Here is a 23,861-nt window from a genome sequence, read left to right on the forward strand (position 1 = left end):
GCTTGCCAGCGATGGCGGCGGGCCCGCCAATGGATTTATCGACTGATACACCGCGATCGCCGGCAAGCCGACTCGTACAAAACCTGATCGAGGGCTGGCTTAAATAATATTTCGGTCGTAATATTCTGCAAATATTACGAACGTAATTTTATTCACCCAGCGCCACCAGGAGCCTGAAATGAGCCCACGCCCTCCCCTTCACCGCCTTTTCCCGCCCCTGGCGCTGTTGATCCTGCTCAGCGGCTGCAACAGCCAGGCCGACCCCAGCGCCAACGCAGCCCCTGCGCGCCCGGTGCTGGCGGCCAAAGTCGAAGCCGCCGCCAGCCAGCAGAATGCCTATACCGGGGTGGTCGCGGCGCGTACCGAAAGTGACCTGGGTTTTCGGGTCAGCGGCAAGGTGATCGAACGCAAGGTCGATCCCGGCCAGCATGTGTCCCGGGGCGACACCCTGCTGGTCCTGGATATCGGCGACTTCGAGCTGGCACTGCGCTCGGCAAAAAACCGCGTCAACGCCGCCCAGGCGCAACTGCGCCAGCGCCGCGATGACGCCAACCGCTATCAACGACTGGCCAGTACCGGCGCGGTATCACGGCAGATTTTCGACCAGGCCGCGACTAACCTGCAGGTCGCTCAAGCGCAGCTCGCCGCCGCCCAGTCGGATGCCAGCCAGATCGAAAACCGTCGCACCTACTCGGTGCTGCGGGCCGATGGCGACGGGGTGATCACCGATGTGCGGGTGGAACGCGGGCAGGTGGTGGCCGAAGGGCAGATCGTCGCGCGCCTGGCCCACGACGGCGCACGGGAAGCGATCATCCATCTGCCGGAAAACCTGCGCGACCGCGCCTCGCAAAAAGCCCTGGCCCTGCCGTTCGGCGCGCCGGACCAGGCTCTCAACGCAACCCTGCGCGAACTGTCGGCCAGCGCCGATCCCGTCACCCGCACCTACCGCGCGCGCTATGTGCTGCACGGCAGGGTTGAGCGTTTCGCCCTCGGTTCCACCATCACCCTGCGCCTGCAAGGCAACGGCCAGCCGCCACACACCCGCGTGCCGATCGGCGCCCTGCACGATGCGGGTAACGGAACCGGCGTGTGGCTGATTGGCGCGGATGACAAAGTCAGCTTCGCCCCGGTCACGGTGGCCAGCCTGGGCCAGGAAGACGCCCTGCTTTGCGGCGGGGTCAGCCCCGACCAACTGATCGTCGCCCTCGGTGCGCACCTGCTGCACCCAGGGGACAGCGTACGCCTGTTGCCCGCCCAGGCACTGACCCTCAATCGCCGCCAGGAACCTTGAGCATGCATGGCCTCAACCTTTCCGCCCTGGCGGTCAAATACCGCGCCGTCACGTTGTTCCTGATCCTGGCGATCCTCGCCGCGGGGATTTTTTCCTTCGCCAAGCTGGGGCGCGCCGAAGACCCGCTGTTCACCGTCAAGGTCATGACCATCACCGCCGCCTGGCCCGGTGCCACGGCCCAGGAGATGCAGGAACAAGTGGCCGACCGCCTGGAAAAGCGCCTACAGGAACTGGACTACTACGATCGTGTGGAAACCATCGCCCAACCGGGGTTTGTGTCGATGCGCATGACCTTCCTCGAGTCCACGCGCCCCAATGAAATCCAGGACCTGTTCTACCAGACCCGCAAAAAACTCAGCGACGAGGCCGCCAAACTGCCCAAGGGCGTGATCGGGCCGTTCTTCAACGATGAATATTCCGATGTGTACTTCGCCCTGTACGCCCTGGAAGCCGAACACCTGCCCCATCGCCAGCAGGTGCAGATGGCCGAAACGATGCGCCAGGACTTCCTCAGGCTGCCAGGGGTGAAGAAGGTCAATATTCTCGGCGAACAGGCGCAGCGGGTGTTTGTCGAGTTTTCCTATGAGCGCCTGGCAACCCTGGGGATCAAGCCCGAGCAGATCTTCACCGCCCTCGCCGCGCAAAACGCCGTGGCGCCGTCGGGGTTTGTCGAAACCGCCGGCCCCCGCGCCTATATCCGTATAGACGGCGCCTTCGACAGCCTGGCGCTGATCGAGAACGTGCCGCTGCCGGTGGACGGCAAAGTGTTGCGCATCGCCGATGTCGCCACCGTCAGCCGTGGCTATGAAGACCCGCCCAGCTACCGCATCCGGCACCAGGGCGACCCGGCCTTGATGCTGGGCATCATCATGGAGAAACACTGGAACGGCCTGGACCTGGACAAGAGCCTCAAGGCCCAGGAGGGCAAAATCCAGGCGGACCTGCCCTTGGGTGTCAACTTCGCAAAAGTCTCCGACCAGGCGAAAAACATCAGCCTGGCGGTCGATGAGTTCATGCTCAAATTCTTCGTCGCCCTGGCCGTGGTGATGGTCATCAGCCTGCTGGCCCTGGGCTTTCGTGTCGGTTTGGTGGTGGCGGCAGCCGTGCCGCTGACCCTGTCCATGGTGTTTGTGATCATGCTGCTGACCGGCCGCGAATTTGACCGCATCACCCTCGGTGCGCTGATCATTTCCCTGGGCCTGCTGGTGGACGACGCGATCATTGCCATTGAGATGATGGTGGTCAAACTCGAAGAAGGTTTCGACCGCATCCATGCTGCCACCTTCGCCTGGAGCTCCACCGCCGCACCAATGCTGACCGGTACCCTGGTGACGATCATCGGCTTTCTGCCGGTGGGTTTTGCCCGTTCTGGCGCGGGCGAGTATGCCGGCAATATCTTCTGGATCGTCGGTTTTGCCCTGATCGCCTCCTGGTTGGTGGCGGTGGTGTTTACCCCGTACCTGGGGGTCAGGCTGCTGCCCAATATCAAACCGGTGCCCGGCGGCCACGACGCGATTTACGCCGGCCCCTGGTACCAGAAACTGCGCCACCTGGTGCAAACCTGCGTGCGCCGGCGCTGGCTGGTGACCGGGCTGGTGGTGTCGGCCTTTGTACTGTGCGGCTTGGGCCTGGGCGTGGTGAAGAAGCAGTTCTTCCCCAACTCCGACCGCTCCGAGCTGATTCTGGAGGTGTATATGCCGCCGGGCAGTGCCTTCAAAAGCACCGAGGCGGTGGCGGCGCAGTTGGAAAAGGCGCTGCTGCAAGAGCCGCAGACCCGCATGGTCGATACCTATGTGGGCGGCGGTGCTCCACGGTTTTTCCTGTCGCTGAACCCCGAGTTACCCGACCCGGCGTTCGCCAAGCTGATCGTACAAACCCCCGACGCCCATGCCCGGGACGCCTTGAAACTGCGTATGCGCGAGCGTATCGCCAGCGGCGAATTCCCCGCCGCGCGGGTGCGGGTCACGCAATTGCTGTTCGGCCCGCCGGTGCCCTTCCCGGTGGTGTTTCGCGTGTCTGGCCCCGACGTGAACGTGTTGCGCAGCCTGTCCGAGGAAGTGCGCCAGGTGGTTGCCGCCAACCGCCTGACCAAGGACGCGTTCCTCGATTGGGGCGAGCGCAGCAGCGGTTATCGCCTGGTGCTGGACCAGGATCGCCTGCGCCTGCTGGGTTTCACCCCCAACGAAGTGAAATCCCAGCTCAACGCCCTGCTCAGCGGCAACCCCATCACTGAAGTGCGCGAAGGCAACCGCACCGTGTCGGTGGTGGCCCGCGCCCAGGGCAGCCAGCGTGAAGACCTCGGCAACCTCGACAACATGACCCTGACCAACAGCGCCGGGGTGTCGGTGCCCCTGGCCCAGGTCGGGCATTTCCAGGCGGTGATGGAAGAGCCGATCCTCAAGCGTCGCAACCGCGCGAGCACCGTCGAAGTGCGCGCCGACATCGTCGACGGCGTGCAACCGCCCGATGTGGAAATGGCTGTCTACAAAGACCTGCAACCCCTGATCGCGCGACTGCCGGCCGGCTATCGCCTGGACATCGGCGGCCCGGTGGAAGAAAGCGCCAAGGCCAACGTGGCCCTGGCGGCACTGTTCCCGATCATGATCCTGCTGACCCTCACGGTGATCATGTTCCAGGTGCGCTCGTTCGGCGTGATGTTGATGGTCTTCGCCACCGCCCCGCTGGGCTTGATCGGCGCGGTGCCGACCTTGCTGCTGTTCAACCAGCCATTTGGCTTCAATGCGATCCTGGGCCTGATCGGGATTGGCGGGATCCTGATGCGCAACACCCTGATCTTCACCGACCAGATCCGCCAGAACCAGGAACAGGGCATGGCGAGTGGCGAAGCGATCGTCGAAGCCACCGTACGCCGCGCGCGGCCGGTGATCTTGACCGCGCTGGCGGCAGCGTTGGCGTTTATTCCGCTGACCTTGTCGGTGTTCTGGTCGTCCCTGGCGTATGTGCTGATTGGCGGGGTGTTGGTGGGGACGTTATTGACGCTGCTGTTCTTGCCGGCGCTGTGCAGTTTGGTATTGGGGCGCACGACAACCCTGCACACATCATAAAAACCCCTGGGTGCGGGCGGACCGCCGCTGGCGCACTGAGCGCGGATTCAGTTCCGGCAGTTCAAACCGACCGCACCCACCCGCCCTGCACCGAACGCACCCGATTGCGCCCGCTACTCTTGGCCTCATACAACGCCTGGTCGGCATCATTCAACCAACTGGTCGCATCACCGTGGGACGCTTGATACGGCGCCAGGCCAATGCTCAGGCTGGCGCGCAAGGTCGGATCCTGGGCGTAGCCCAGGGAGCTGAAGCGGTCGCGTAGTGCGTCCATCACTTCGGTGGCGTGGCCCAGGGGCATGTCCGGCAGGATCACGCAGAATTCGTCGCCGCCGTAGCGCCCGGCCAGGTCGGTGGCGCGCAGGTTCTGGCGCAGGATCTTGCTCAGTTGGCGCAGCACGATGTCGCCGGTGACGTGACCGTAGGTGTCGTTGATGATCTTGAAATGGTCGATATCGATCAGGGCAATCGCAGCGCCCTGCTGGCCGCCCCGGCAGCGTTCGAATTCGATTTCCAGATGGTCTTTCCAGGCGCCGTGGTTGAGCAGGCCGGACAGGCTGTCGGTGCGGCTCAGGGCCAGTAGTTCACGCTTGTGCCGGGCCAGCGTGATGGCCTGGCGATAACAGATCCAGCCCAGGGCCAGCGGATAGAGCATCAGGATCGGCAAGCAGGCGTAAAGCTGGGCGGGCGTGGTCAGGGCGATATAGGCCGGGGCGAACAGCAGCAGCGCCACCCCGATGCCCAGTGCCTGGGCCACCCAGCCCATCAACATGAACCGCAGCCCACCGATGGCGACGTTGTTCATGGTCATCATCGACAGCGTGGTGACGCTGGGCAGCGGGTTGAAGTGCATGGCACCGACCCAGAAGCCGCCACAAAACGAGTCCACCAATAGATGACGGCGTTCGGCGCGCAGGGAGTTTTCGGCGCGGCGTGCCAGTTGGTAGGCCAGGTGCGGCCAGGCGAAGGCGTTGAGCAGCATCCAGGCCCAGACCCAGCCTGGCGGATCCAGCGGGTACATGCCGGCCAATACACAGACGAAACCGAGCGTGAGCCCCAGGGTCCGCGATTTGTACAGGCGTCTGGCGAGCGGAAGTCCTTTTCCTCCTGCGGCTGGCATGATCTGGCTGATCCTGGATGAATGCTGGAAGTCTATCAGGGCACCGGCAAATAGCCACTACCGCTCAGAGGGTTATCCCAGGCGCCCATCACCTTGCCAAACCCTTGACGCCAGGCGCCTAGCTGGAGAATCCACGGGCCAGTAACATCGCCACGGCCAGCAGCAACACCGCCGTGACCTTCTGCAACAGCACACGCTTGCGCGGCGACTCGAGCACATGCTTGATGCGCTGGCCGAAGTAGCAATACAGGCAGCCGCTGGCGAACTGCAGGACCAGGAAGGTCAGGCCGAGGATCGCGATGTCGCCGGCGGCGCTGTCCTGCCCCACGGCGGCAAACTGCGGGAACACCGCGCTGAACAGAATGATCGCCTTGGGGTTGGACAGGCCGGTCAGCAAGCCCTTGCCGAACAGGCCACGGGGCGTCTCTGGCCCTTGCCCGCTGGTGTTGATCTGCACGCCGCTGCTGGTCCACTGTTTGTAGGCCAGGTACAGAATGTAAGCCACGCCCACCAGTTGGATGCCCTGGGTAATCAGCGGGTAGCCCTTGATCAGCTCGGAAAAGCCCACGGCAAAGATCAGGATCGAAATCAGGTACGACACACTGGCCCCGAACTGTGCCGGCAAGGAGTGGCGCAGGCCGTCCTTGAGCCCCAGGCTCAGCAGCAGCAGGGTCATGGGGCCGGGGCTGAAGGCCAGGGTGCTGCACAACACCAGGAAATACAGGAACGAAGACAGCGTAAGGGCAGTGACCATGGTGGGTAATTTCACGGCGGCAAGGAATGTTGCGCAGTCTAGGGCGCAGATTCGGCGCCGGGCAGGTAAACTCGGCGGTTATTCATGCAGGCTTTACCGGTAAAGTGACCGGCAAACTTCAGGACATCGCGATGGCCCTTCCGCAGATCCACTTTCATGAGCGCGCCCCCAAGGTCCAGCAGATCGTCGAGGCGTTCGCCCGTGCCATCGAACAAGGCGAATTGGCCGCTGGCAGCAAACTGCCGTCGGTGCGTGAGTTGGGGCAACAGTTGGGTGTCGGAAAATTCACCGTCAATGAAGCCCTGGACCGCCTGCGCGGCCAACACCTGCTGACCTCGCGCCAGGGCCGCGGGCACTTTGTGGCCCAGCGCCAGACGCAGCCATCGTCCAGCAACTGGGTGGACCTGCTGCCCCAGGATTTGCTCAGTGTGCTGCGCCGGCCGATGCTGACCGGCCAGGGCGAACTGCGCCCCGGTGGCGGCCACTTGCCCGAAGACTGGCTCGATTCCGAGACCATGCGCCAGGCCCTGCGCAGTGTGGTACGGGCCCCGTCCCTGCGGGTTTCCGGCATGGGCACGCCGGCGGGTTTCCTGCCGCTGCGCCAGGCCCTGCAACAAAAACTCCTGGGCGATGGGCTGGCGGTGCCGGTGGAACAGATCATCACCACCCCCAGTACCCTGCAAGGCCTGGACATGTTGATGCGCCTGCTGGCCCGCCCCGGTGACACGGTGCTGCTGGATGCGCCGTGCTACTTCAACTTCCACGCCAACCTGGCGTTGCATGGGGTCAAGGTGGTGACACTGCCGCGCGGCCCGGATGGTTTCGACCTGGCGGCCCTGGAGCAGTTGCTCAGCGAGGAACGGCCCAGCCTGTATGTGACCACCAGCATCCTGCACAACCCCACCGGCCATTCCTTCAGCGCGGCCCAGGCCTTTGGGCTGCTGCAACTGATGCGCCAGTATCACTGCCATATCATCGAGGACGACCTCTACGGCGACCTGCACCCCAACCCGCCGCCCCGCCTGGCGGCACTCGCCGGGCTGGAGCAGGTGACCTATCTGTCGGGCTTCTCGAAAACCCTCAGCGCCAATACCCGGGTCAGCTATGTGGTGGCGGCGCCGCAATTGGCGGCCAACCTGACCAACATGAAGTTGATGAGCGGCGGCGTGACCTCGGAGTTGTTCGAGCAACTGGTCTACCGCCTGCTCAGCGAAGGCAGCTATGCGCGGCACCGCAAGCGCATGGTCCAGCGCCTGCTGGAAGCCGGTGCGCGGGTGGAACAGTGGTTGCGCCGCTGTGGCTGTGAGCTGCCCATGGGGTATGAAGCGGGGATGTTTATCTGGGCGCGCCTGCCGGCCGGGGTCAAGGGTGAGCAACTGGCCGAGGCCGGGCTCAAGCGCGGCATGGTGTTGGCGCCGGGGGCACTGTTTGGGTATGAGCCGGGGCTGCATGATTTTATGCGCTTCAATGTGGCGCATTGTGATGATCCACGGGTGTGCAAAGCCATCGAGCAATTGTTGCGCTGATCCAGTGTGGGAGCGGGCTTGCCGTAATGCCGATCAGTCAAGCGAACGCAATGCTCAACGCAGTGAAGATCAAATGTGGGAGCGGGCTTGCTCGCGAAGACGTCGGCCCAGCAAACATTGATGTTGACTGACCCACCGCTTTCGCGAGCAAGCCCGCTCCCACAGGGGATGTGCGTCGGGGCAAAAGCTTGGGCCACACCACAAATCAAAGGTAGGAGCTGGCTTGCCTGCGATGACGGTATACCAGCCGCCAAAAACAGTGGCCGAACCGCCGCTATCGCGGGCAAGCCCGCTCCCACAGGGGATGTGCGTCGGGGCAGAAGCTTGGGCCACACCACAAATCAAAGGTAGGAGCTGGCTTGCCTGCGATGACGGTATACCAGCCGCCAAAAACAGTGGCTGAACCACCGCTTTCGCGAGCAAGCCCGCTCCCACAGGGGATGTGCGTCGGGGCAGTAGTTTGGGCCACACCACAAATCAAAGGTAGGAGCTGGCTTGCCTGCGATGACGGTATACCAGCCGCCAAAAATAGTGGCTGAACCGCTGCTATCGCGAGCAAGCCCGCTCCCACAGGGGATGTGCGTCGGGGCAGAAGCTTGGGCCACACCACAAATCAAAGGTAGGAGCTGGCTTGCCTGCGATGACGGTATACCAGCCGCCAAAAACAGTGGCTGAACCGCCGCTTTCGCGAGCAAGCCCGCTCCCACAGGGGATGTGCGTCGGGGCAGTAGTTTGGGCCACACCACAAATCAAAGGTAGGAGCTGGCTTGCCTGCGATGGCGGTATACCAGCCGCCAAAAACAGTGGCCGAACCGCCGCTTTCGCGAGCAAGCCCGCTCCCACAGGGGATGTGCGTCGGGGCAGTAGTTTGGGCCACACCACAAATCAAAGGTGGGAGCTGGCTTGCCTGCGATGACGGTATACCAGCCGCCAAAAATAGTGGCTGAACCGCCGCTATCGCGGGCAAGCCCGCTCCCACAGGGGATGTGCGCTTGACTGACTGGTATTAGGGATTGCCGGCGCCCAGAGTCGTGACAATTGAGTGCACACAAAAACGCAACACTGCACCGCTTCGAATGTGATGGTCGCTGCTGCCCAGGGTTTATATAGTCGGGTCCAACAGCCACCCGCCATGAGCCCCAGGGCCCATCACCAGGAAGCGCTCAATGACCGATCTTCACGACCTCACGGCCACGCAATTGCTGGCGCAGTTCGCCAGCCGCCAGCTCTCCCCCATCGACTACTACGACCACCTGCTGGGCCATATCGACCGCTGGGAGCCGCAGATCCGCGCGCTGTACGCCTTCGATCCACAGCAGGTACGCCGGCAAGCCCAGGCCGCCACCGAGCGCTGGAACAAAGGCCAGCCCAACGGCGTGCTTGATGGTGTGCCCGTGACCATCAAGGAACTGATAGCCACCGAAGGCACGCCGATTCCCCTCGGCAGCGCCGCCACCCGCCTGACCCCGGCCCTCAGGGACGCCCCGCCCGCCGCGCGGATGCGCGAAGCCGGGGCGATTGTGCTGGCCAAGACCACTGTCCCGGATTTCGGCATGCTCTCCTCCGGCTTGTCGAGCTTCCATGGCATCACCCGCAACCCGTGGAACACCGCCAACAACACCGGCGGTTCCAGCTCGGGGGCTGGCGCGGCGGCCGCCGCCGGTTACGGGCCGTTGCATATCGGCACCGATATCGGTGGCTCGGTGCGCCTGCCCGCCGCCTGGTGTGGCCTGGTGGGGTTCAAGCCGACCCTGGGGCGCATCCCGATCGACCCGTACTACACCGGCCGCACCGCCGGGCCCATGACCCGCACGGTGGACGACTGCGTCTTGATGATGCAGCACCTGGCCCGCCCCGATACCCGCGACGCCACCAGCCTGCCGCCGCTCACCAGCGAGTGGAGCAACCAGCCGCTGTCGGTCAAGGGCCTGCGGGTCGGCCTGATGCTCGAGCCAGGTGCCGGCCTGCAACCGGAAGGTTTCGTGTGTGAGGCGGTGGAGCACGCCGCACGCCTGTTCGAAGCCCATGGCGCCAGGGTCACGCTGATCCCGCCGATCATGGACCGCGCCCAGCTCGACGGCCTCGACCAGTTCTGGCGCGCCCGGCAATGGGGCGACTTGTCGGCCTTGAGCAGCGAGCAGTTCGATAAAGTCTTGCCGTACATCCGCGACTGGGCCGCCCCTGGTGCCGACATCAGCGGCGTACAGGCGGTGCAGGGGTTCAACCAGACCTTCGAGATGCGCCGCCGCGCCGCCCAGGCCTTCAGCGACCTGGACCTGATCCTGTCGCCCACCAACCAGGTCAACGCGTTCCCCGCCCAATGGCCATCGCCGAGCAATAACCCGCAATTGCCGTTCGAACACATCGTGTTCACCGTGCCCTGGAACATGGGCGAGCAACCGGCGCTGTCGATCAACTGTGGTTACGCCGCCGATGGCATGCCCATCGGCCTGCAGATGATCGCCCCCCGCTTTGCCGATATCTGGCTGCTGCAAATCGCAAAAACCTATGAGAGCTGGCGTGGCGCAATCCACCAATGGCCGAACCCGAACTGACCTTGACGCTGTAACTGAACTGCCCACCCACACGCCCGCTCCCCGGCCACAAGGCCGGGGCCTGGGCGACCTATAACTAAAATCGAGGGGCTGGTATGCACACTGAACAATTGACTCGCGAGGGTCCCGAGCACACACCCGAAACGCCATCGCCGGACGCCGGCCGCAAGAGCATCTTTGCCGTGGTGCTGGGCAATGCCGTGGAGTTTTTCGACTTTGGGGTCTACGCGACCTTCGCGGTGATGATCGGCCACACGTTTTTCCCGTCCGATAGCGCCTTCGTCAGCTTGATGCTCTCGGTCACCGCCTTTGGCATCGGCTTTATCGTGCGGCCCCTGGGCGCGGTGCTGATTGGCGCCTACGCCGACCGCGTCGGGCGCAAGCCGGCGATGTTGCTGACCCTGGTGATGATGGCGGTGGGCACCGGCAGTATTGCGATATTGCCCGGCTACGAGACCATCGGGATTGCCGCGCCGATCCTGCTGGTGGTGACGCGCATGATCCAGGGCCTGGCCTGGGGCGGTGAAGCCGGCCCCGCCACCACCTATATCCTGGAAGCCGCGCCAGCGCACAAACGCGGCACCTACGCCTGTTGGCAAGTGGTGGCCCAGGGTGTCGCCGCCATGGCCGCAGGGCTGGTGGGTTATACCCTGACCAAAGTGATGTCCCCCGAAGACCTCAACAGCTGGGGCTGGCGCGTGCCGTTCGTGTTTGGCCTGCTGGTGTTGCCGATTGGGATCTATATCCGCCGTAACCTGGCCGAGACCTTCCACGGCCAGGGCGAAACCACCAGCACCGGCGATCTGGTGCGCGAAGTCTGCGGCAAGCATCGGCGCGCGCTGGTCCTGGGTTTGCTGATCCTCTCGGGCAGCACCATCACCCAGTACTTCCTCAACTACATGACCACCTTTGCCCTGACAGAGCTGAAGTTGCCCACCAGTATTTCCATGCTCTCGACCCTGGTGGCCGGCGCGGCCATGGCAGTGTGCGCGGTGGCCGGCGGCATGTTGTGCGACCGTTTCGGGCGCCGGGTGATCCTGATGACGCCCCGGGTGGTGCTGTTGCTGATCCTGTTCCCGGCCTTGCAATTGATGACCGAACACCCCAGCCCGTCGACCTTCCTCCTGACCCTGGCAGTGCTCTCGGGCCTGCATGGCATGAGCGGCGCGGCGTTGATCGTGCTGTTGGTGGAGAGCTTCCCCAAATCCGTGCGCTCCACCGGTTTCTCCATCGTCTACGCGTTTGGTGTGGCGGCGTTTGGCGGCACTGCGCAGATCATCATCACCTGGTTGATCGGCACCACGGGCGACCCGATGTCACCGGTGTGGTACCTGCTGATCGCCAACCTGGTGTGCCTCACCGCTGCCTGGTTCGCCAAGGAAACCCGGCCCGTGCTGCCCGGCACCCCGGCCCGCGAAACCCGGCTCGCAGAAGCCCCGGTTCGCTGAACAGCGCGTATGCACCCTTCATGTAGGAGCGAGCTTGCTCGCGAAGACCGTCAACGATAACGCGCGCATTCTGGATGCACGCGGCGGTCTCCGGCTTTTCGCGAGCAAGCTCGCTCCTACAGTTTCTTCTTTGTGTGGGGATTAACCATGTATCCACGTCTTTTCCTGGCCGCCACCCTGGCGACCGGCACCCAGGCTTATGCGCAAGAAAACGCCCAGGCCAGCGCTCCGGGCTTTATCGAGGGCAGCAGCCTGGACCTGAACCTGCGTCACTACTATTCCAACCAGCACACCCAGCGCAGCACCTACCTGAGCATCAAGAAACCCGGTGGCATCGAACGCACCCGCGTGCGCGAAACCTGGGTGCAGACCGCCATGCTCAAATACAGCTCCGGCTACACCCAGGGTGTGATTGGCGTGGGGGTGGATATCGGCGTATTCAGTGCGGTCAACCTGCAGCGCGGGCATGGCAAGGTGGCCAATGGCGGCGACCGCGTGCTGGTGGACAGCGACGGCGATGCGATCCCGACCTGGAGCCGGCTGGGGGTGGGCGATGTGCGGTTGCGCCTGTCCAATACCGAGCTCAAGGCCGGGCGCCTGATGACCGACAACCCGATCCTGCGCTACAAGGACAACCGCGCCCTGCCCTCCAGCTTCCAGGGCGTGGGCCTGTACAGCAACGAACTGGACTGGCTGTCGATCCAGGGCGGCAGTTTCGACCGGGCCATCCCGCGCACCGGCACCGGCGCCGAGCGCCTGACCACCACCTTCGGCAACCGCGCCTACAGCGGCGCGCGCATCAGTTACCTGGGGGCCACGCTCAAGCCGGGCTACGGCCTGGAAGCCAGCCTCTACGGCTCGCGCTTCGAGGACATGTGGGACCAGTACTACCTGGGGCTGACCCATCGCATCGGCGACAAAAACACGCTCGCCCTCAAGACCGCCCTGCACTACTACCACACCGAGGACTCCGGCCAGCAGCGCCTGGGCTACATCGACAACGACGCCGCCAGCCTGGCCGTGACTGCCAACCACCAGGCCCACAGCCTGACCCTGGCCTGGCAACAGGTGTTCGGCAACGAGTACTTCGACTATGTGTGGGAGTCCACCGGCAACTACATGGCCAACTCGCTGTACTCGGACTACAACGGCCCCAACGAAAAATCCTGGCAACTGCGCTACGACCTTGACCTGGCCGCCTACGGCGTGCCCGGCCTGACCGCCAGCCTGTGGCACGCCAAGGGCTGGGGCATCGACGGCACGCACTACGAGGGTGATCGCAACGGCCACAACACCGGCTACAACGTGCGCGGGCTGGACAACGCCAAGCACAACGAAAACGGCTTGATGCTGGCGTATGTGGTGCAATCGGGGAAGTTGAAAAACTCGGTCCTGCGCACCATCGTCTACAACCACCGCGCCAGTGGCGGGCAGATTGACGGCAGCTATGACGAATTCAGGATCGTCGGCAATTTCCCCATCAACCTGTTCTGACACCCGCCCGTCGGCATCAGCAGTTGCCGACGGGTAAAATTCAGAATTCTTACACCCTACATGCGACTGCTCCGGCATTGGCTCGCCGCCGCCCTTGGTAAAAAGCCTGTTCCCTATGGACGGTTACCCAGGAACGCGGATGAAACCTTTGAAAGCAGCAGCGCTTTGCCTCATCAGTGGATGGATGATGCTCTTGAGTTCTCCCGGCCATGCCGCGGCGCCCGGTATCGAATGGTTGGTGGATTGCCCGCGCCTGCCCGGGCGGGCGCTTGACCAGGAGGTGGTGGCGCGTACCCAGTGCGGCATTGTCACCGTGCCGCTGGACCACCAGGCCCCTGACGCACGCACCTACCGCCTGACCCTCACCCGGGTCGGTGCCCAGCAGCCCCTGGAGCGCCGGGGCGTGATCTTCGCGCGACCGGCCACGGCCCAGGCGAATTTGCATGGGGTGTTCGCGGTGCATCTGGCAACCGTCTGGAAGTACTACAACACCGAGGCATACCGCACGCTGACGCGCCTCTACGACGTCGTTGAACTAAGCCCGCGCAAGGGCGTGGCCAATGAACAATCGGCGTGGGACATGGAGTTCGTGCGCCAGCAACTGGGGGAGCAACGCGTCAGCTTCCTGGGCATCGCCCAGGGCAATCTGTTGGGTGCCGAGTACGCCCAATTGTTTGCCGACCGTGTCGAGCGCATGGTGCTGATCGAGCCCGACGCAAGCACCGCCCAGGCATCCGACACGCTGCCCGCCACCCTGCGGCTCAAGGGCCCCTATCTACAGAGCACCACCACCGATGCCAGCCAGTGCGTGAACCGCTGGGCCGGCATCTACCTGGCCCAGGGCAGACAGCCGCCGTCGTCGACCCGTTGCCTGGCCGATTAGTCCACCAGCGCGCAACGCTGCATGGCGCTGGCCAGCATGTCCTGGCATTTGAGGACCGCCACCGAGCGCGGTCGGTTGCGGTAGCCGCACAGGTCAATGCGAATCCGCCCCAGGTGCTCATCGGCAATCGGCACCGCCACCAGGCCATCACCCAGGTCGCGGGCATCGGCATCCACCTGGGGCAGGATCAAGACCGCCGCCCGTTGCCGGGCCAGGCTTTTCTGCACTTCCAGGGAGCTGGTGGTAAACACCGGCTGGATCGTCACCCCACGCTTTTTCGCCGCCGCCTCCAAGGCCTGGCGCACGCCGTACGCCGAGTCGGGAATGGCCAGGGGCTGGCCTTCAAGCTCGCGCAACTCAATGCTGTCGCGCTGGGCAAACGGGTGTTCGGCGCTGACCAGTACGCGGTGCCACAACTCGCATTGCGCGGTGACTTCCACATCGGCCCGCTCCTGCAGATAGAACGCCAGGCCCAGGTCGGCCTCGCCACTGCACAGTGCATCCAGAGTGGCCGAGGCGCTGGCGATCACGATATTGAACGTGACCTTGGGGTGCGCCCGGTAGAACGCCGCGAGTACCGGCGCCAATACCGTGGAAACGATACTTTCTGACACATGAATGCTGATGTTACCCGCCACCTGGCTTTGCCGGCTGGCGATCACATCGCGCACCTGATCGAGGCCGCGCAGGGTACTGGTGACCTGCTCGGCCAGGCACTCGCCCTCTACCGTCAGGCGGATACCGCGCGGGCCGCGCTCAATCAGCGCGGCGCCAAAGAAGTGTTCCAGGTGTTCGATCTGCCGGCTGACGGCAGTGGGCGTGACGTACAAACGCTCGGCCGCCTTACGCAACGAGGCGCAGCGCGCCACCTCGTGAAAATACCGCAAGGCTCGTAATTGCATGCTCGGGTGCTCCTGCACAAAGACTGGAGCACCAAGGCACGCAATTACTGCGCCAGGCTCAATCTGCCTAACTCCACAACTCAACTGTAGGAGCTGGCTTGCCTGCGATAACAGTGGCTCAGGCAATATTTTCTCAGTTGATAAACCGCTATCGCAGGCAAGCCAGCTCCCACAGTTGATTTGAGTTGGCCTGCTAGTCCAAAGGTGGTTTACGACCTGTTTTACCTGAAAACGACCCCCGCCGTTGACGCCCCGTCCCAACCCCTATTAAGTGCTATTTATCCGCATTAATACGATAAATAGAAAACCATGCTCAGCCGCCCCCTGCGACGCAAACGCCAGAAGCTTTCCGATGTGATTGTCGAGTCGGTCAAGCGCTCGATCGTCACCGATGCCTTGAAACCCGGCGACCGCTTGCCCACCGAGCGCGAGCTGATGGAGAGCTTCCAGTGCTCCAAGGGCTCGGCCCGCGAAGCGCTCAAGGCCCTGGAGGTCGAAGGCCTGGTCAGCACCCGCACCGGCCCAACCGGTGGCGCGTACCTGAACCAGGCCGGCACGGAGCCGGCCAGCCGTGCCTTGCGCAACTACCTGCACTTCCAGCACCTGGATGGCGAGCAGGTGTACCAGTTGCGCAAAGTGATCGAGGTGGAGCTGGCCGTGTCGGTGCTGGGACGCCTGAGCGAAGACGACTATCGCGCCCTGCAAGACAACGTGGACTTTTGCAGCGCCCCGGAAGACAGCGAAGCCGGCCAGCGTGAGCAACGCCTGGCGGAACTGGAGTTCCACAATTTGCTGGCCAGGGCCTGCCCCAACCCGCTGCTGAGTTTCATGGCGCAGTTCCTCAACGACCTGCTGCGCGACCTGGTGGTGCTGAAAAAGGCCTACAAGCCCAAGCGCAAGCAGTTCGACGCGGCCAACCTGGACTATCACAAGCAACTGTTGAGCGCGTTTCGTGCCAACGATGAAGCGGCCGTGCGCAGCCTGATGCATGAACACATGTGCGACGCCGAACACCACATGACCGCGCTGGAAGGCCAGGTCAGCCCGCATTTTTTGCTGGAGTTCGACCACTCCTGAACACACCACAAATCCCTGTAGGAGCTGGCTTGCCTGCGATAGCGGTCGGTCAGGCAAATTTTCTCAACTGATCAACCGCTATCGCAGGCAAGCCAGCTCCTACAGTTTCAACCGTGTTTGACTTCAATAAAAAAGGCCTGCCCACAGGCCGTGCTCCACCGTATCGCCATTGCCACTCCTGCCAATAACTAAACCAGGGAGTCACCCCATGCAGCGTCGTACGTTGTTGAAAGCCAGCCTCACCGCCGCCGCCGCGCTCAGCCTTCCGCTGAGCGTGCGCGGGGCATTCGCCGCCGAACCGTTTACCTTTTACGGCCTCAAGTCCATGTCTGGCGCCTTTGCCAGCTATGGCAAGTTTGCCGACATGGGTTCACGCCTGGCCGTGGCGCAGTACCCCGAGCTCCTCGGGCGCCCACTGAACTACAAGGTGATCGATACCGAAGGCAACGCCGGCAAGGCAGTGCGCAAGGTCCAGGAGGCGATTGGCCAGGACGGCGCGCGGTTCTTCCAGGGCTGCACCCTGTCGTCATCGGCGCTGGCGGTGGCCAAGGAAGTCGATAAGGTTGGCGGGGTGTTCATGACCCCGGTAGGCGCCGATGAAGTCACCGGCAAGGACTGCAACGGCGCGACCTTCCGCTGGTCGGTGCCCACCTATGGCGCGATCCGCGAAACCCTGGTGCCGCTGATCAAGCTGCTGCCCGAGGCCAAGCGCTGGTACACCATCACCCCGCAATACGTGTTCGGCGAAGCGTTGCTCGAAGGCGCCAAGAGCGTGCTGGCCGAAAGCGGCCTGGAGCACGTGGGCAACAGCTATCACTCATTGCAGGAACAGGAATTCTCCGGCTACCTGACCAACGCCATCGCCGCCCGGCCCGATGTGCTGGTGTTGCTGAATTTCGGCAGCCAGTCCTCCAACACCCTGCGCCAGGCCGTCAACTTCGGTATCAAGGAGCGCATGAAAGTGCTGCTGGTGTGGTCCGCAGGCCTCGACCAGTTCCAGGAACTGGGCAGCGATGTGCTCGAAGGCGTGTACCTCGGCGCGCAGTACTGGCACCAGGTCGACACCCCGCTCAACCGCGAACTGGTCAAGCTGACCCAGGCCAAGTACGGGATCAACCCCACCTACCCGCTGGCCGCCGACTACATCAGCACCAAGGTCATGCTCGACACCATCAAGGCCACCGGCAGCTTCGACGGCCCCACCGTGGCCAAGGCCATGCAGGGCCTGAGCTACGACGGCCCGACCGGCAAGGAAACGATCCGCGCCGGCGACCACCAGGTGATCAAGGATTACTACCTGCTGGTGGGCAAGGCCACGGGCGACATGGCCGACAAGGATGACCTGGCCAAAGTCCTCAGCGCCGGCCAGTCGTTCCCACCGGTAGAAGCCACGGGCTGCAAGCTCGGCTGATCCGCCCACTTTCACCGGTAACACACGACAGGGCCGTTGACCGCGGCCGCCTGTTGGAGGATTCCTGCATGCTCAATCTTTACCTGTTCCAGATTCTCAACGGCCTGGGCCTGGGGATGATCTACTTTCTGATTGCGGTCGGGCTGACGATCATTTTCGGCCTGCTGAACTTCGTCAACTTCGCCCACGGCGCGTTCTTTTTGCTGGGCGCGTACATCTGCTACACCGTCGTCAGCCTCACCGAAAGCTTCTGGCTGGCCCTGCTGATCGCGCCGCTGGTGGTGGCCGCACTGGCGTGGCTGATCGAGCGATTATTGATCCAGCGCATCTACCACCTGCCGCACATGTTCCAGATCCTCGTGACCCTGGGCATTGCGTTGATCATCCAGGAAGCCAGCGTGATGATCTGGGGCCCGGTGGGCAAGAGCGTCGCCGTGCCGGAACTGCTGCGCGGGGTACTGGTGGTCGGCGACTTCGTGTACCCCTACTACCGCCTGTTTTTGATTGTGTTCTCGGGGCTGGTGGGCCTGGGCCTGTGGCTGCTGCTGGAGCGCACGCGCTTTGGCGCCCTGGTGCGGGCCGGCAGTGAAAGCACCGAGACGGTATCCCTGCTGGGCACCAATATTTTCCGCCTGTTCTCCATGACCTTCGCCCTTGGCGTGGCCCTGGCCGGGATCGCCGGGGTGCTGTTTGCCCCGTTGCGCGGTGCCCAGCCCTTTGTCGGCCCGGAGATCCTCGGCATCGCCTTCGTGGTGGTGGTGATCGGCGGCATGGGTTCGTTCGGCGGCGCCCTGGTGGGCGGCCTGCTGGTGGGCGTGGTGCAGAGCCTGATGACCACCCTGTGGCCCCAAGGCGCGAGCCTGATGATCTACGGCGCCATGGCCGTGGTGATTCTGGTACGCCCTTATGGCCTGTTCGGGAGAGCTTGAGATGAGTGAGAAAAACCCCCTGCCGTTCGCCAAGACCCAATCCAGGGCCATGTTGCTGTGGGTGCTGGCGGTGTTGATCGGCCTGCCGTTGATCCTGCCCTCGGCGACCCTGGCGACCGAGATCCTGATCTTTGCCCTCGCCGCCCTGGCCTGCAACCTGTTGCTGGGCTACACCGGGCTGCTGTCGTTCGGCCAAGGCATCTTCTTCGGCGCCGGTGCCTATTGCGCCGCCTTGCTGATGATCCACCTGCAACTGGGCCTGTTCAGCGCGCTGCTCGGCGCGGCCCTGGTCGGCGGGTTCCTGGCCTTCCTGGTGGGCGCCCTGGCGATCCGCCGCACCGGCATCTACTTCGTGATGCTGACCTTGGCCTTCAGCCAGATGGCCTACTTCCTGGCCTACACCCTGAGCGACTGGACCGGCGGCGACAACGGCCTGCTCAGTGTGCCACGCCCGGAAATCCGCATCGGTGACACGGTGCTGCTGTCCCTGGCCGACGCCCGGGTGTTCTATGGCTTTGTCGCGGTGCTGTTCCTGCTGATCTTTATCGGCGCACGCCGGGTCATCGCGTCACCGTTCGGCAGCACGCTGATGGCGATCCGCGAAAACGAAACCCGCGCCTCGGCCATCGGCTACGACACGCGCCACTTCAAGATCCTGGTGTTTGTGCTGTCTGGCGCGGTCACCGGGATTGCCGGGGCGCTGTACGCCATGCTCCTGCACTTTGTGCCGCTGTCCAATATCGACCTGGTGATGTCGGAGAACATCCTGATCATGACCATCGTCGGCGGCACCGGCTCGCTGTTCGGCTCATTGCTGGGCGCCGGCTCCATTGTGCTGCTGGGGGACTTTCTCTCCGACCTGTGGCCACGCTGGCTGATGCTGCTGGGGGTGATCCTGATCCTGGTGGTGATCTTTATGCGCGGAGGCTTGTGGGGCGGCCTGTCGGCGCTGTTCGAACGTGTGCGTGGCAGCCGCAAGGCCGCCGCCGTGACCAAGGAGGAGCTGCTATGAGCATCCTGTTGGAAACCAAAGACCTGGAACTGGCCTACGGCGCCTTCCATGCCGTCAACGGCGTCAATCTCAAGGTCGAGGCCGGTACCATCCACACCATCATCGGCCCCAACGGTGCCGGCAAGACCAGCCTGTTTCACTGCCTGACCGGCGAGCGCCAGGCCACCGCAGGCGCAATCCACTTCGACGGCCAGAACCTGATGCGCAAACCGGCCCACGGCCGTGTGGGCCTGGGCATGGCCCGTTCGTTCCAGCTCACCAGCCTGTTCCAAAACCTCAGCGTGCGCGAAAACCTGCGCCTGGCCGCCCAGGGCCGTGACGGCGCACGCGCCCTGAACTTCTGGCGGCGGGTGGATAGCCAGCGCGAACACCTGGAGATGGCCGACCAGGTCCTGGAGCGCCTGCAACTCACCGCCCGCGCCGAGACCCTGGCCGGTGAACTGTCCCACGGCCAGCAACGAGTGCTGGAGGTGGGCATGTCGATCTGCTCCAAGCCCAAGCTGTTGATGCTCGACGAGCCCACGTCGGGCATGGGCATCGATGACATCCCGATCATGACCCAACTGATCAGCGACCTGGGCCGTGACCATACGGTGCTGCTGATCGAGCACAACATGAGCATCGTCATGTCCATCAGCCAACGCATCACGGTGATGAGCCACGGGCAGATCCTGGTCGAAGGCACACCGGAATTCGTGCGCGCCGACGAACGCGTACGCACTGCTTACCTGGGAGAGGCCGCCTGATGCTGACCGTCGACAATATCCATTCCTACTACGACAAGAGCCACGTCCTGGAGGGCGTGTCCCTGACCGTCAACCCCGGCGAACTGGTGACCCTGCTCGGCCGTAACGGCGCCGGCAAGACCACCACCCTGCGCAGCATCCTGGGGATTATCTGCCCGCGCCAGGGGCAGATTCACTTCAACGGCAAACCGCTGGTGGGGCAGAAAATCTTTGAAATTGCCCGCCAGGGATTAGCGCTGGTGCCGGAGAACCGCGGGATCTTCCGCCTGCTCACGGTGGAAGAAAACCTGCGCATCGCCGTGCGCAAGACCAGCCGTTGGCAAATGGAGGACGTGTACGCGATGTTCCCGCGCCTCAAGGAGCGGCGCAAAAACGCCGGCCATGCGTTGTCCGGGGGCGAACAACAGATGCTGGCCATCGCCCGCGCCCTGCTCAACGATCCCAAGCTGCTGATCCTCGACGAACCCACCGAAGGCCTGGCCCCGGTGATCGTCGACGAACTGGTGAAGATCCTGCGCAAGATCAAGGAGGACGGCCTGCCGGTGTTGCTGGTGGAGCAGAACCTGTTGGTCTGCGACAAGCTTGCCGACCGCCACTACGTGCTCGAACAGGGCCGCGTGGTCTACGAAGGCAGCGCCGAGGCCTTTCGCGCCGACCCGACGATCAAGAACCGCTACCTGGCCCTGAGTGCCTGACCGGAGACTGCTGATGAATAGTTTTGCGCAACCGCTCAAGAGCAACGCCCCGCTGATCAACCGCGACCGCCTGTGGCAGTCGCTGATGGACCTGGCCCAACTCGGCGCCACGGCCAAGGGCGGCGTGTGCCGCCTGGCCCTGACCGACCTCGACCGCCAGGCCCGCGACCTGTTTGTGCAGTGGTGTACGGCGGCCGGGTGCAGCGTCACTGTGGATGCGATCGGCAATATTTTTGCCCGCCGCGCCGGACTTAACCCGGACCTGCCACCGGTGATGACCGGCAGCCATATCGACACCCAGCCCACCGGCGGCAAGTTCGACGGCTGCTATGGGGTGATGGCCGGCCTGGAAGTGATCCGCACCCTGAATGACTTGCAGATCCAGACCCAAGCGCCGATTGAAGTGGTGGTGTGGACCAACGAAGAAGGCTCGCGCTTCCCGCCGTGCATGATGGGTTCGGGAGTGTTTGCCGGCAAATTCGACCTGCAGGAGACCCTCGACAAACAGGACGAGCAAGGCCTGTCGGTGGGCGCCGAGTTGCAGCGCATTGGCTACGCCGGCCCGCGCGCGGTACTCGGGCACCCGGTGGGCGCCTATTTCGAGGCGCATATCGAGCAGGGCCCGGTGCTGGAAGATCAGGCCATCACCCTTGGCGTGGTCATGGGCTGCCTGGGCCAGAAGTGGTTCGACCTGACGTTCACCGGCGTCGAGGCCCACGCCGGCCCCACGCCCATGCGCCTGCGCAAGGATGCTTTGGTGGGTGCCGCGCAGGTGGTCAGCGCGGTCAACCGCATTGCCCATCAACAGCAACCTCACGCCTGCGGCACGGTCGGCTGCCTGACCCTGCATCCGGGCTCGCGCAACGTGATCCCAGGCCAAGTGCAGATGACCATCGACCTGCGCCACCTGCATGCCGACAAGCTGCAGGCCATGGTCGATGAAGTGCGCCAGGTGATCGAGGCCACAGCCCAGCAGCATGGCTTGAGCTATGAACTGACGCCCACCGCCGACTTCCCGCCGCTGGACTTTCATCCCACCTGCGTCAACGCCGTGCGCGATGCCGCCCAGGTGCTGGGCCTGAGCCACATGGACATTGTCAGCGGCGCCGGGCACGACGCAATTTTTGTCGCTGAACTGGGCCCGGCCGGGATGATTTTTGTGCCGTGCGAAGGCGGCATCAGCCACAACGAAATCGAAAATGCCGCGCCGGATGATTTGGCCGCCGGCTGCGCGGTCTTGCTGCGGGCCATGGTCAATGCAGCCCAGGGAGGTCCCGCAGCATGACTGATATCGCCAACCTGACGGCCGTGCAACTGCTGGCACGCTACCGCGATAAAAGCCTGTCGCCGGTGGAAGTGACCGAAGACACGTTGCTGCGTATCGAGCGCTACAACCCGGTGGTCAACGCGTACTGCCACGTCGACCCCGAAGGCGCCTTGAACGCCGCGCGAGCCTCGGAACAGCGCTGGTTCAAGGGCCAACCCTGCGGTGCGCTGGACGGGGTGCCGGCGTCGATCAAGGATTTGACCCTGACGGCCGGCATGCCCACGCGCAAGGGCTCACGCACCTCATCCGCCACCGGGCCGTGGGACGTCGATGCGCCTTTTTCGGCGTTTATGCGCAAGGCCGGTGCAGTGTTGCTGGGCAAGACCACCACCCCGGAATTCGGCTGGAAAGGCGTGACCGACAACCCGCTGTACGGCATCACCCGCAACCCCTGGGACACGCGCACCACGGCCGGTGGTTCGTCCGGCGGCGCGGGCGCGGCGGCGGCGCTGAACCTTGGCGTGTTGCACCAGGGCAGCGATGCCGGCGGCTCGATCCGCATTCCCTGCGCCTTTACCGGCACCTTCGGCATCAAGCCGACCTTTGGCTACGTGCCGCAATGGCCGGCCAGCTCGATGACGATCCTCTCGCACCTGGGACCGATGACCCGCACCGTGGAAGATGCCGTGCTGATGCTACAAACCGTGGCCCAACCGGATGCCCGGGACGGCCTGATCGGCGCGCCGCGCAACACGCCATGGCTCACGCCGGGCACGGACCTCAAGGGCCTGCGCATCGCCTACAGCCCTGATTTTGGCTACGTGGACGTCGACCCGCAGGTGGCCAAGGTGGTCGCGCAGGCAGTCGCGGGCCTGGTGCAACTGGGGGCGCATGTGGAACAGATCGACCCGGGGTTCAGCGACCCGCTGGAGGTGTTCAACACCCTGTGGTTCGCCGGCGCGGCGCGCCTGACCGGGCAGTTGAGCGGCGCCCAGTGCGACCTGCTCGACCCCGGCCTGCTGCGCATTGCGCAACAGGGCGAACGCCTCAGCCTGGGCGACTTCAACGCGGCCCTGGAAGCCCGGGCGGCATTGGTGGCGCGCATGGCGGCGTTTCATGAGCACTACGACCTACTGGTCTCGCCGATGCTGCCGATCACCGCCTTTGATGCCGGGCATAACGTGCCACCGGGCTCTGGGCTGGGCGAGTGGATGGAGTGGACGCCGTTCAGCTATCCGTTCAACCTCACCCAGCAGCCGGCGGCCTCGGTGCCGTGCGGGTTGGCGGCCAATGGATTGCCGGTGGGCTTGCATGTGGTGGGTGCGCGGTTTGCCGATGAGCAGGTGTTGCGGGTGTGCCAGGTATACGCCCAGGCATTCCCGACCCAGCACTTGCAGGCGCCGAAAGACTTGGGTTGATACCCAGTCTGATGGGGGGGCTGGATTGCCTGCTTGGGGCATGAGTCTCTAGGCAGCTCGCTCTTTTGGGGGGGTGTACATATCCGTTGCTGCGGTCACGGCCACTTAGGGTTCCGCCCTTACGGCGGGTCACTTTCGAAAAGCGCGAAAGTAACCAAAGCGCTTTTGCCCCACCACTCGGTGCCTCGCCTAGGCTCGGCATGCCCGCAGTCAGGCATTGCTCCGTGGGCCCGCCGCGATCGGCCATCCATGGCCGTGTCGCGGCTAC

At 64.0% G+C, this 23,861-nt stretch carries 18 protein-coding genes and 1 pseudogene; 16 read left to right on the forward strand and 3 right to left on the reverse strand.

Annotation, left to right across the window (positions count from 1 at the left end; all coding sequences use genetic code 11):
* Positions 1-178 precede the first annotated feature (178 nt).
* Positions 179-1,291, forward strand: a complete 1,113-nt coding sequence (locus tag AC19YY_RS05625) for an efflux RND transporter periplasmic adaptor subunit (protein WP_500603932.1) — start codon at positions 179-181, stop codon at positions 1,289-1,291.
* Between the two features lie 2 nt (positions 1,292-1,293).
* Positions 1,294-4,356, forward strand: coding sequence for an efflux RND transporter permease subunit (locus tag AC19YY_RS05630; protein ID WP_500603933.1), 3,063 nt, complete (start codon positions 1,294-1,296; stop codon positions 4,354-4,356).
* A gap of 61 nt (positions 4,357-4,417) precedes the next feature.
* On the opposite strand, the gene AC19YY_RS05635 is transcribed toward AC19YY_RS05630, so the two are convergent.
* Together AC19YY_RS05635 and AC19YY_RS05640 are read right to left on the reverse strand one after the other, a co-directional pair.
* The gene (locus tag AC19YY_RS05635) at positions 4,418-5,476 is read right to left on the reverse strand and encodes a diguanylate cyclase (protein ID WP_169957172.1); all 1,059 of its coding nucleotides are present in this window, start codon (positions 5,474-5,476) and stop codon (positions 4,418-4,420) included.
* Positions 5,477-5,594: 118 nt separating this feature from the next.
* On the reverse strand, positions 5,595-6,230 hold the full coding sequence (locus AC19YY_RS05640; protein WP_169957171.1) for a LysE family translocator: 636 nt from the start codon (positions 6,228-6,230) through the stop codon (positions 5,595-5,597).
* Positions 6,231-6,361: 131 nt separating this feature from the next.
* Between AC19YY_RS05640 and AC19YY_RS05645 the strand changes: the two genes are divergently transcribed.
* The 6 genes and pseudogenes from AC19YY_RS05645 to AC19YY_RS05670 all read left to right on the forward strand — a co-directional run bounded on the left by AC19YY_RS05645 (position 6,362) and on the right by AC19YY_RS05670 (position 14,136).
* Complete coding sequence (locus AC19YY_RS05645; protein ID WP_500603946.1) at positions 6,362-7,756, forward strand: aminotransferase-like domain-containing protein; 1,395 nt, start codon at positions 6,362-6,364, stop codon at positions 7,754-7,756.
* A 1,166-nt stretch (positions 7,757-8,922) separates the two neighbouring features.
* Positions 8,923-10,311 (forward strand): amidase, encoded by a 1,389-nt coding sequence (locus AC19YY_RS05650; RefSeq protein WP_500603934.1) that lies wholly within the window; start codon positions 8,923-8,925, stop codon positions 10,309-10,311.
* Positions 10,312-10,406: 95 nt separating this feature from the next.
* On the forward strand, positions 10,407-11,759 hold the full coding sequence (locus AC19YY_RS05655; RefSeq protein ID WP_262377070.1) for a citrate-proton symporter: 1,353 nt from the start codon (positions 10,407-10,409) through the stop codon (positions 11,757-11,759).
* Positions 11,760-11,793: 34 nt separating this feature from the next.
* Positions 11,794-11,883, forward strand: a pseudogene (locus AC19YY_RS05660) (outer membrane lipoprotein carrier protein LolA); the annotation flags it as partial.
* Positions 11,884-11,906: 23 nt separating this feature from the next.
* Entirely contained in the window at positions 11,907-13,253 is a 1,347-nt protein-coding gene (locus AC19YY_RS05665) for an OprD family outer membrane porin (protein WP_170043528.1), read from the forward strand.
* Positions 13,254-13,440: 187 nt separating this feature from the next.
* Positions 13,441-14,136, forward strand: coding sequence for an alpha/beta fold hydrolase (locus AC19YY_RS05670; RefSeq protein WP_169956850.1), 696 nt, complete (start codon positions 13,441-13,443; stop codon positions 14,134-14,136).
* Here the strand turns inward: AC19YY_RS05670 and AC19YY_RS05675 are convergent.
* Positions 14,133-15,038, reverse strand: a complete 906-nt coding sequence (locus AC19YY_RS05675) for a LysR family transcriptional regulator (protein ID WP_169956851.1) — start codon at positions 15,036-15,038, stop codon at positions 14,133-14,135. The genes AC19YY_RS05670 and AC19YY_RS05675 overlap by 4 nt on opposite strands.
* Before the next feature lie 309 nt (positions 15,039-15,347).
* Here AC19YY_RS05675 and AC19YY_RS05680 point away from each other — a divergent pair, with 309 nt between their 5' ends.
* From AC19YY_RS05680 to AC19YY_RS05715, 8 genes are all read left to right on the forward strand, one after another.
* Positions 15,348-16,115 carry a FadR/GntR family transcriptional regulator gene (locus AC19YY_RS05680; protein WP_057441603.1) on the forward strand — a complete coding sequence of 256 codons (768 nt, stop codon included), beginning with the start codon at positions 15,348-15,350 and terminating at the stop codon, positions 16,113-16,115.
* A 208-nt stretch (positions 16,116-16,323) separates the two neighbouring features.
* Positions 16,324-17,526 carry an ABC transporter substrate-binding protein gene (locus AC19YY_RS05685; protein ID WP_169956852.1) on the forward strand — a complete coding sequence of 401 codons (1,203 nt, stop codon included), beginning with the start codon at positions 16,324-16,326 and terminating at the stop codon, positions 17,524-17,526.
* Positions 17,527-17,594: 68 nt separating this feature from the next.
* Positions 17,595-18,455, forward strand: a complete 861-nt coding sequence (locus AC19YY_RS05690; protein ID WP_169956854.1) for a branched-chain amino acid ABC transporter permease — start codon at positions 17,595-17,597, stop codon at positions 18,453-18,455.
* 1 nt (position 18,456) lies between these two features.
* Positions 18,457-19,467 carry a branched-chain amino acid ABC transporter permease gene (locus AC19YY_RS05695; protein ID WP_169956855.1) on the forward strand — a complete coding sequence of 337 codons (1,011 nt, stop codon included), beginning with the start codon at positions 18,457-18,459 and terminating at the stop codon, positions 19,465-19,467.
* Positions 19,464-20,213: an ABC transporter ATP-binding protein gene (locus AC19YY_RS05700; RefSeq protein ID WP_169956856.1), complete on the forward strand. Its 750-nt coding sequence runs from the start codon at positions 19,464-19,466 to the stop codon at positions 20,211-20,213. The genes AC19YY_RS05695 and AC19YY_RS05700 overlap by 4 nt, the downstream gene beginning before the upstream one ends.
* On the forward strand, positions 20,213-20,908 hold the full coding sequence (locus tag AC19YY_RS05705) for an ABC transporter ATP-binding protein (RefSeq protein ID WP_169956857.1): 696 nt from the start codon (positions 20,213-20,215) through the stop codon (positions 20,906-20,908). The genes AC19YY_RS05700 and AC19YY_RS05705 overlap by 1 nt, the downstream gene beginning before the upstream one ends.
* Before the next feature lie 13 nt (positions 20,909-20,921).
* Entirely contained in the window at positions 20,922-22,193 is a 1,272-nt protein-coding gene (locus tag AC19YY_RS05710) for a Zn-dependent hydrolase (RefSeq protein ID WP_169956858.1), read from the forward strand.
* Positions 22,190-23,593, forward strand: coding sequence for an amidase (locus AC19YY_RS05715; protein WP_170043525.1), 1,404 nt, complete (start codon positions 22,190-22,192; stop codon positions 23,591-23,593). Before AC19YY_RS05710 ends, AC19YY_RS05715 begins: the two co-directional genes overlap by 4 nt.
* The last annotated feature ends 268 nt before the right edge of the window (positions 23,594-23,861 follow it).

The organism is Pseudomonas sp. MF09156 (assembly GCF_059862305.1).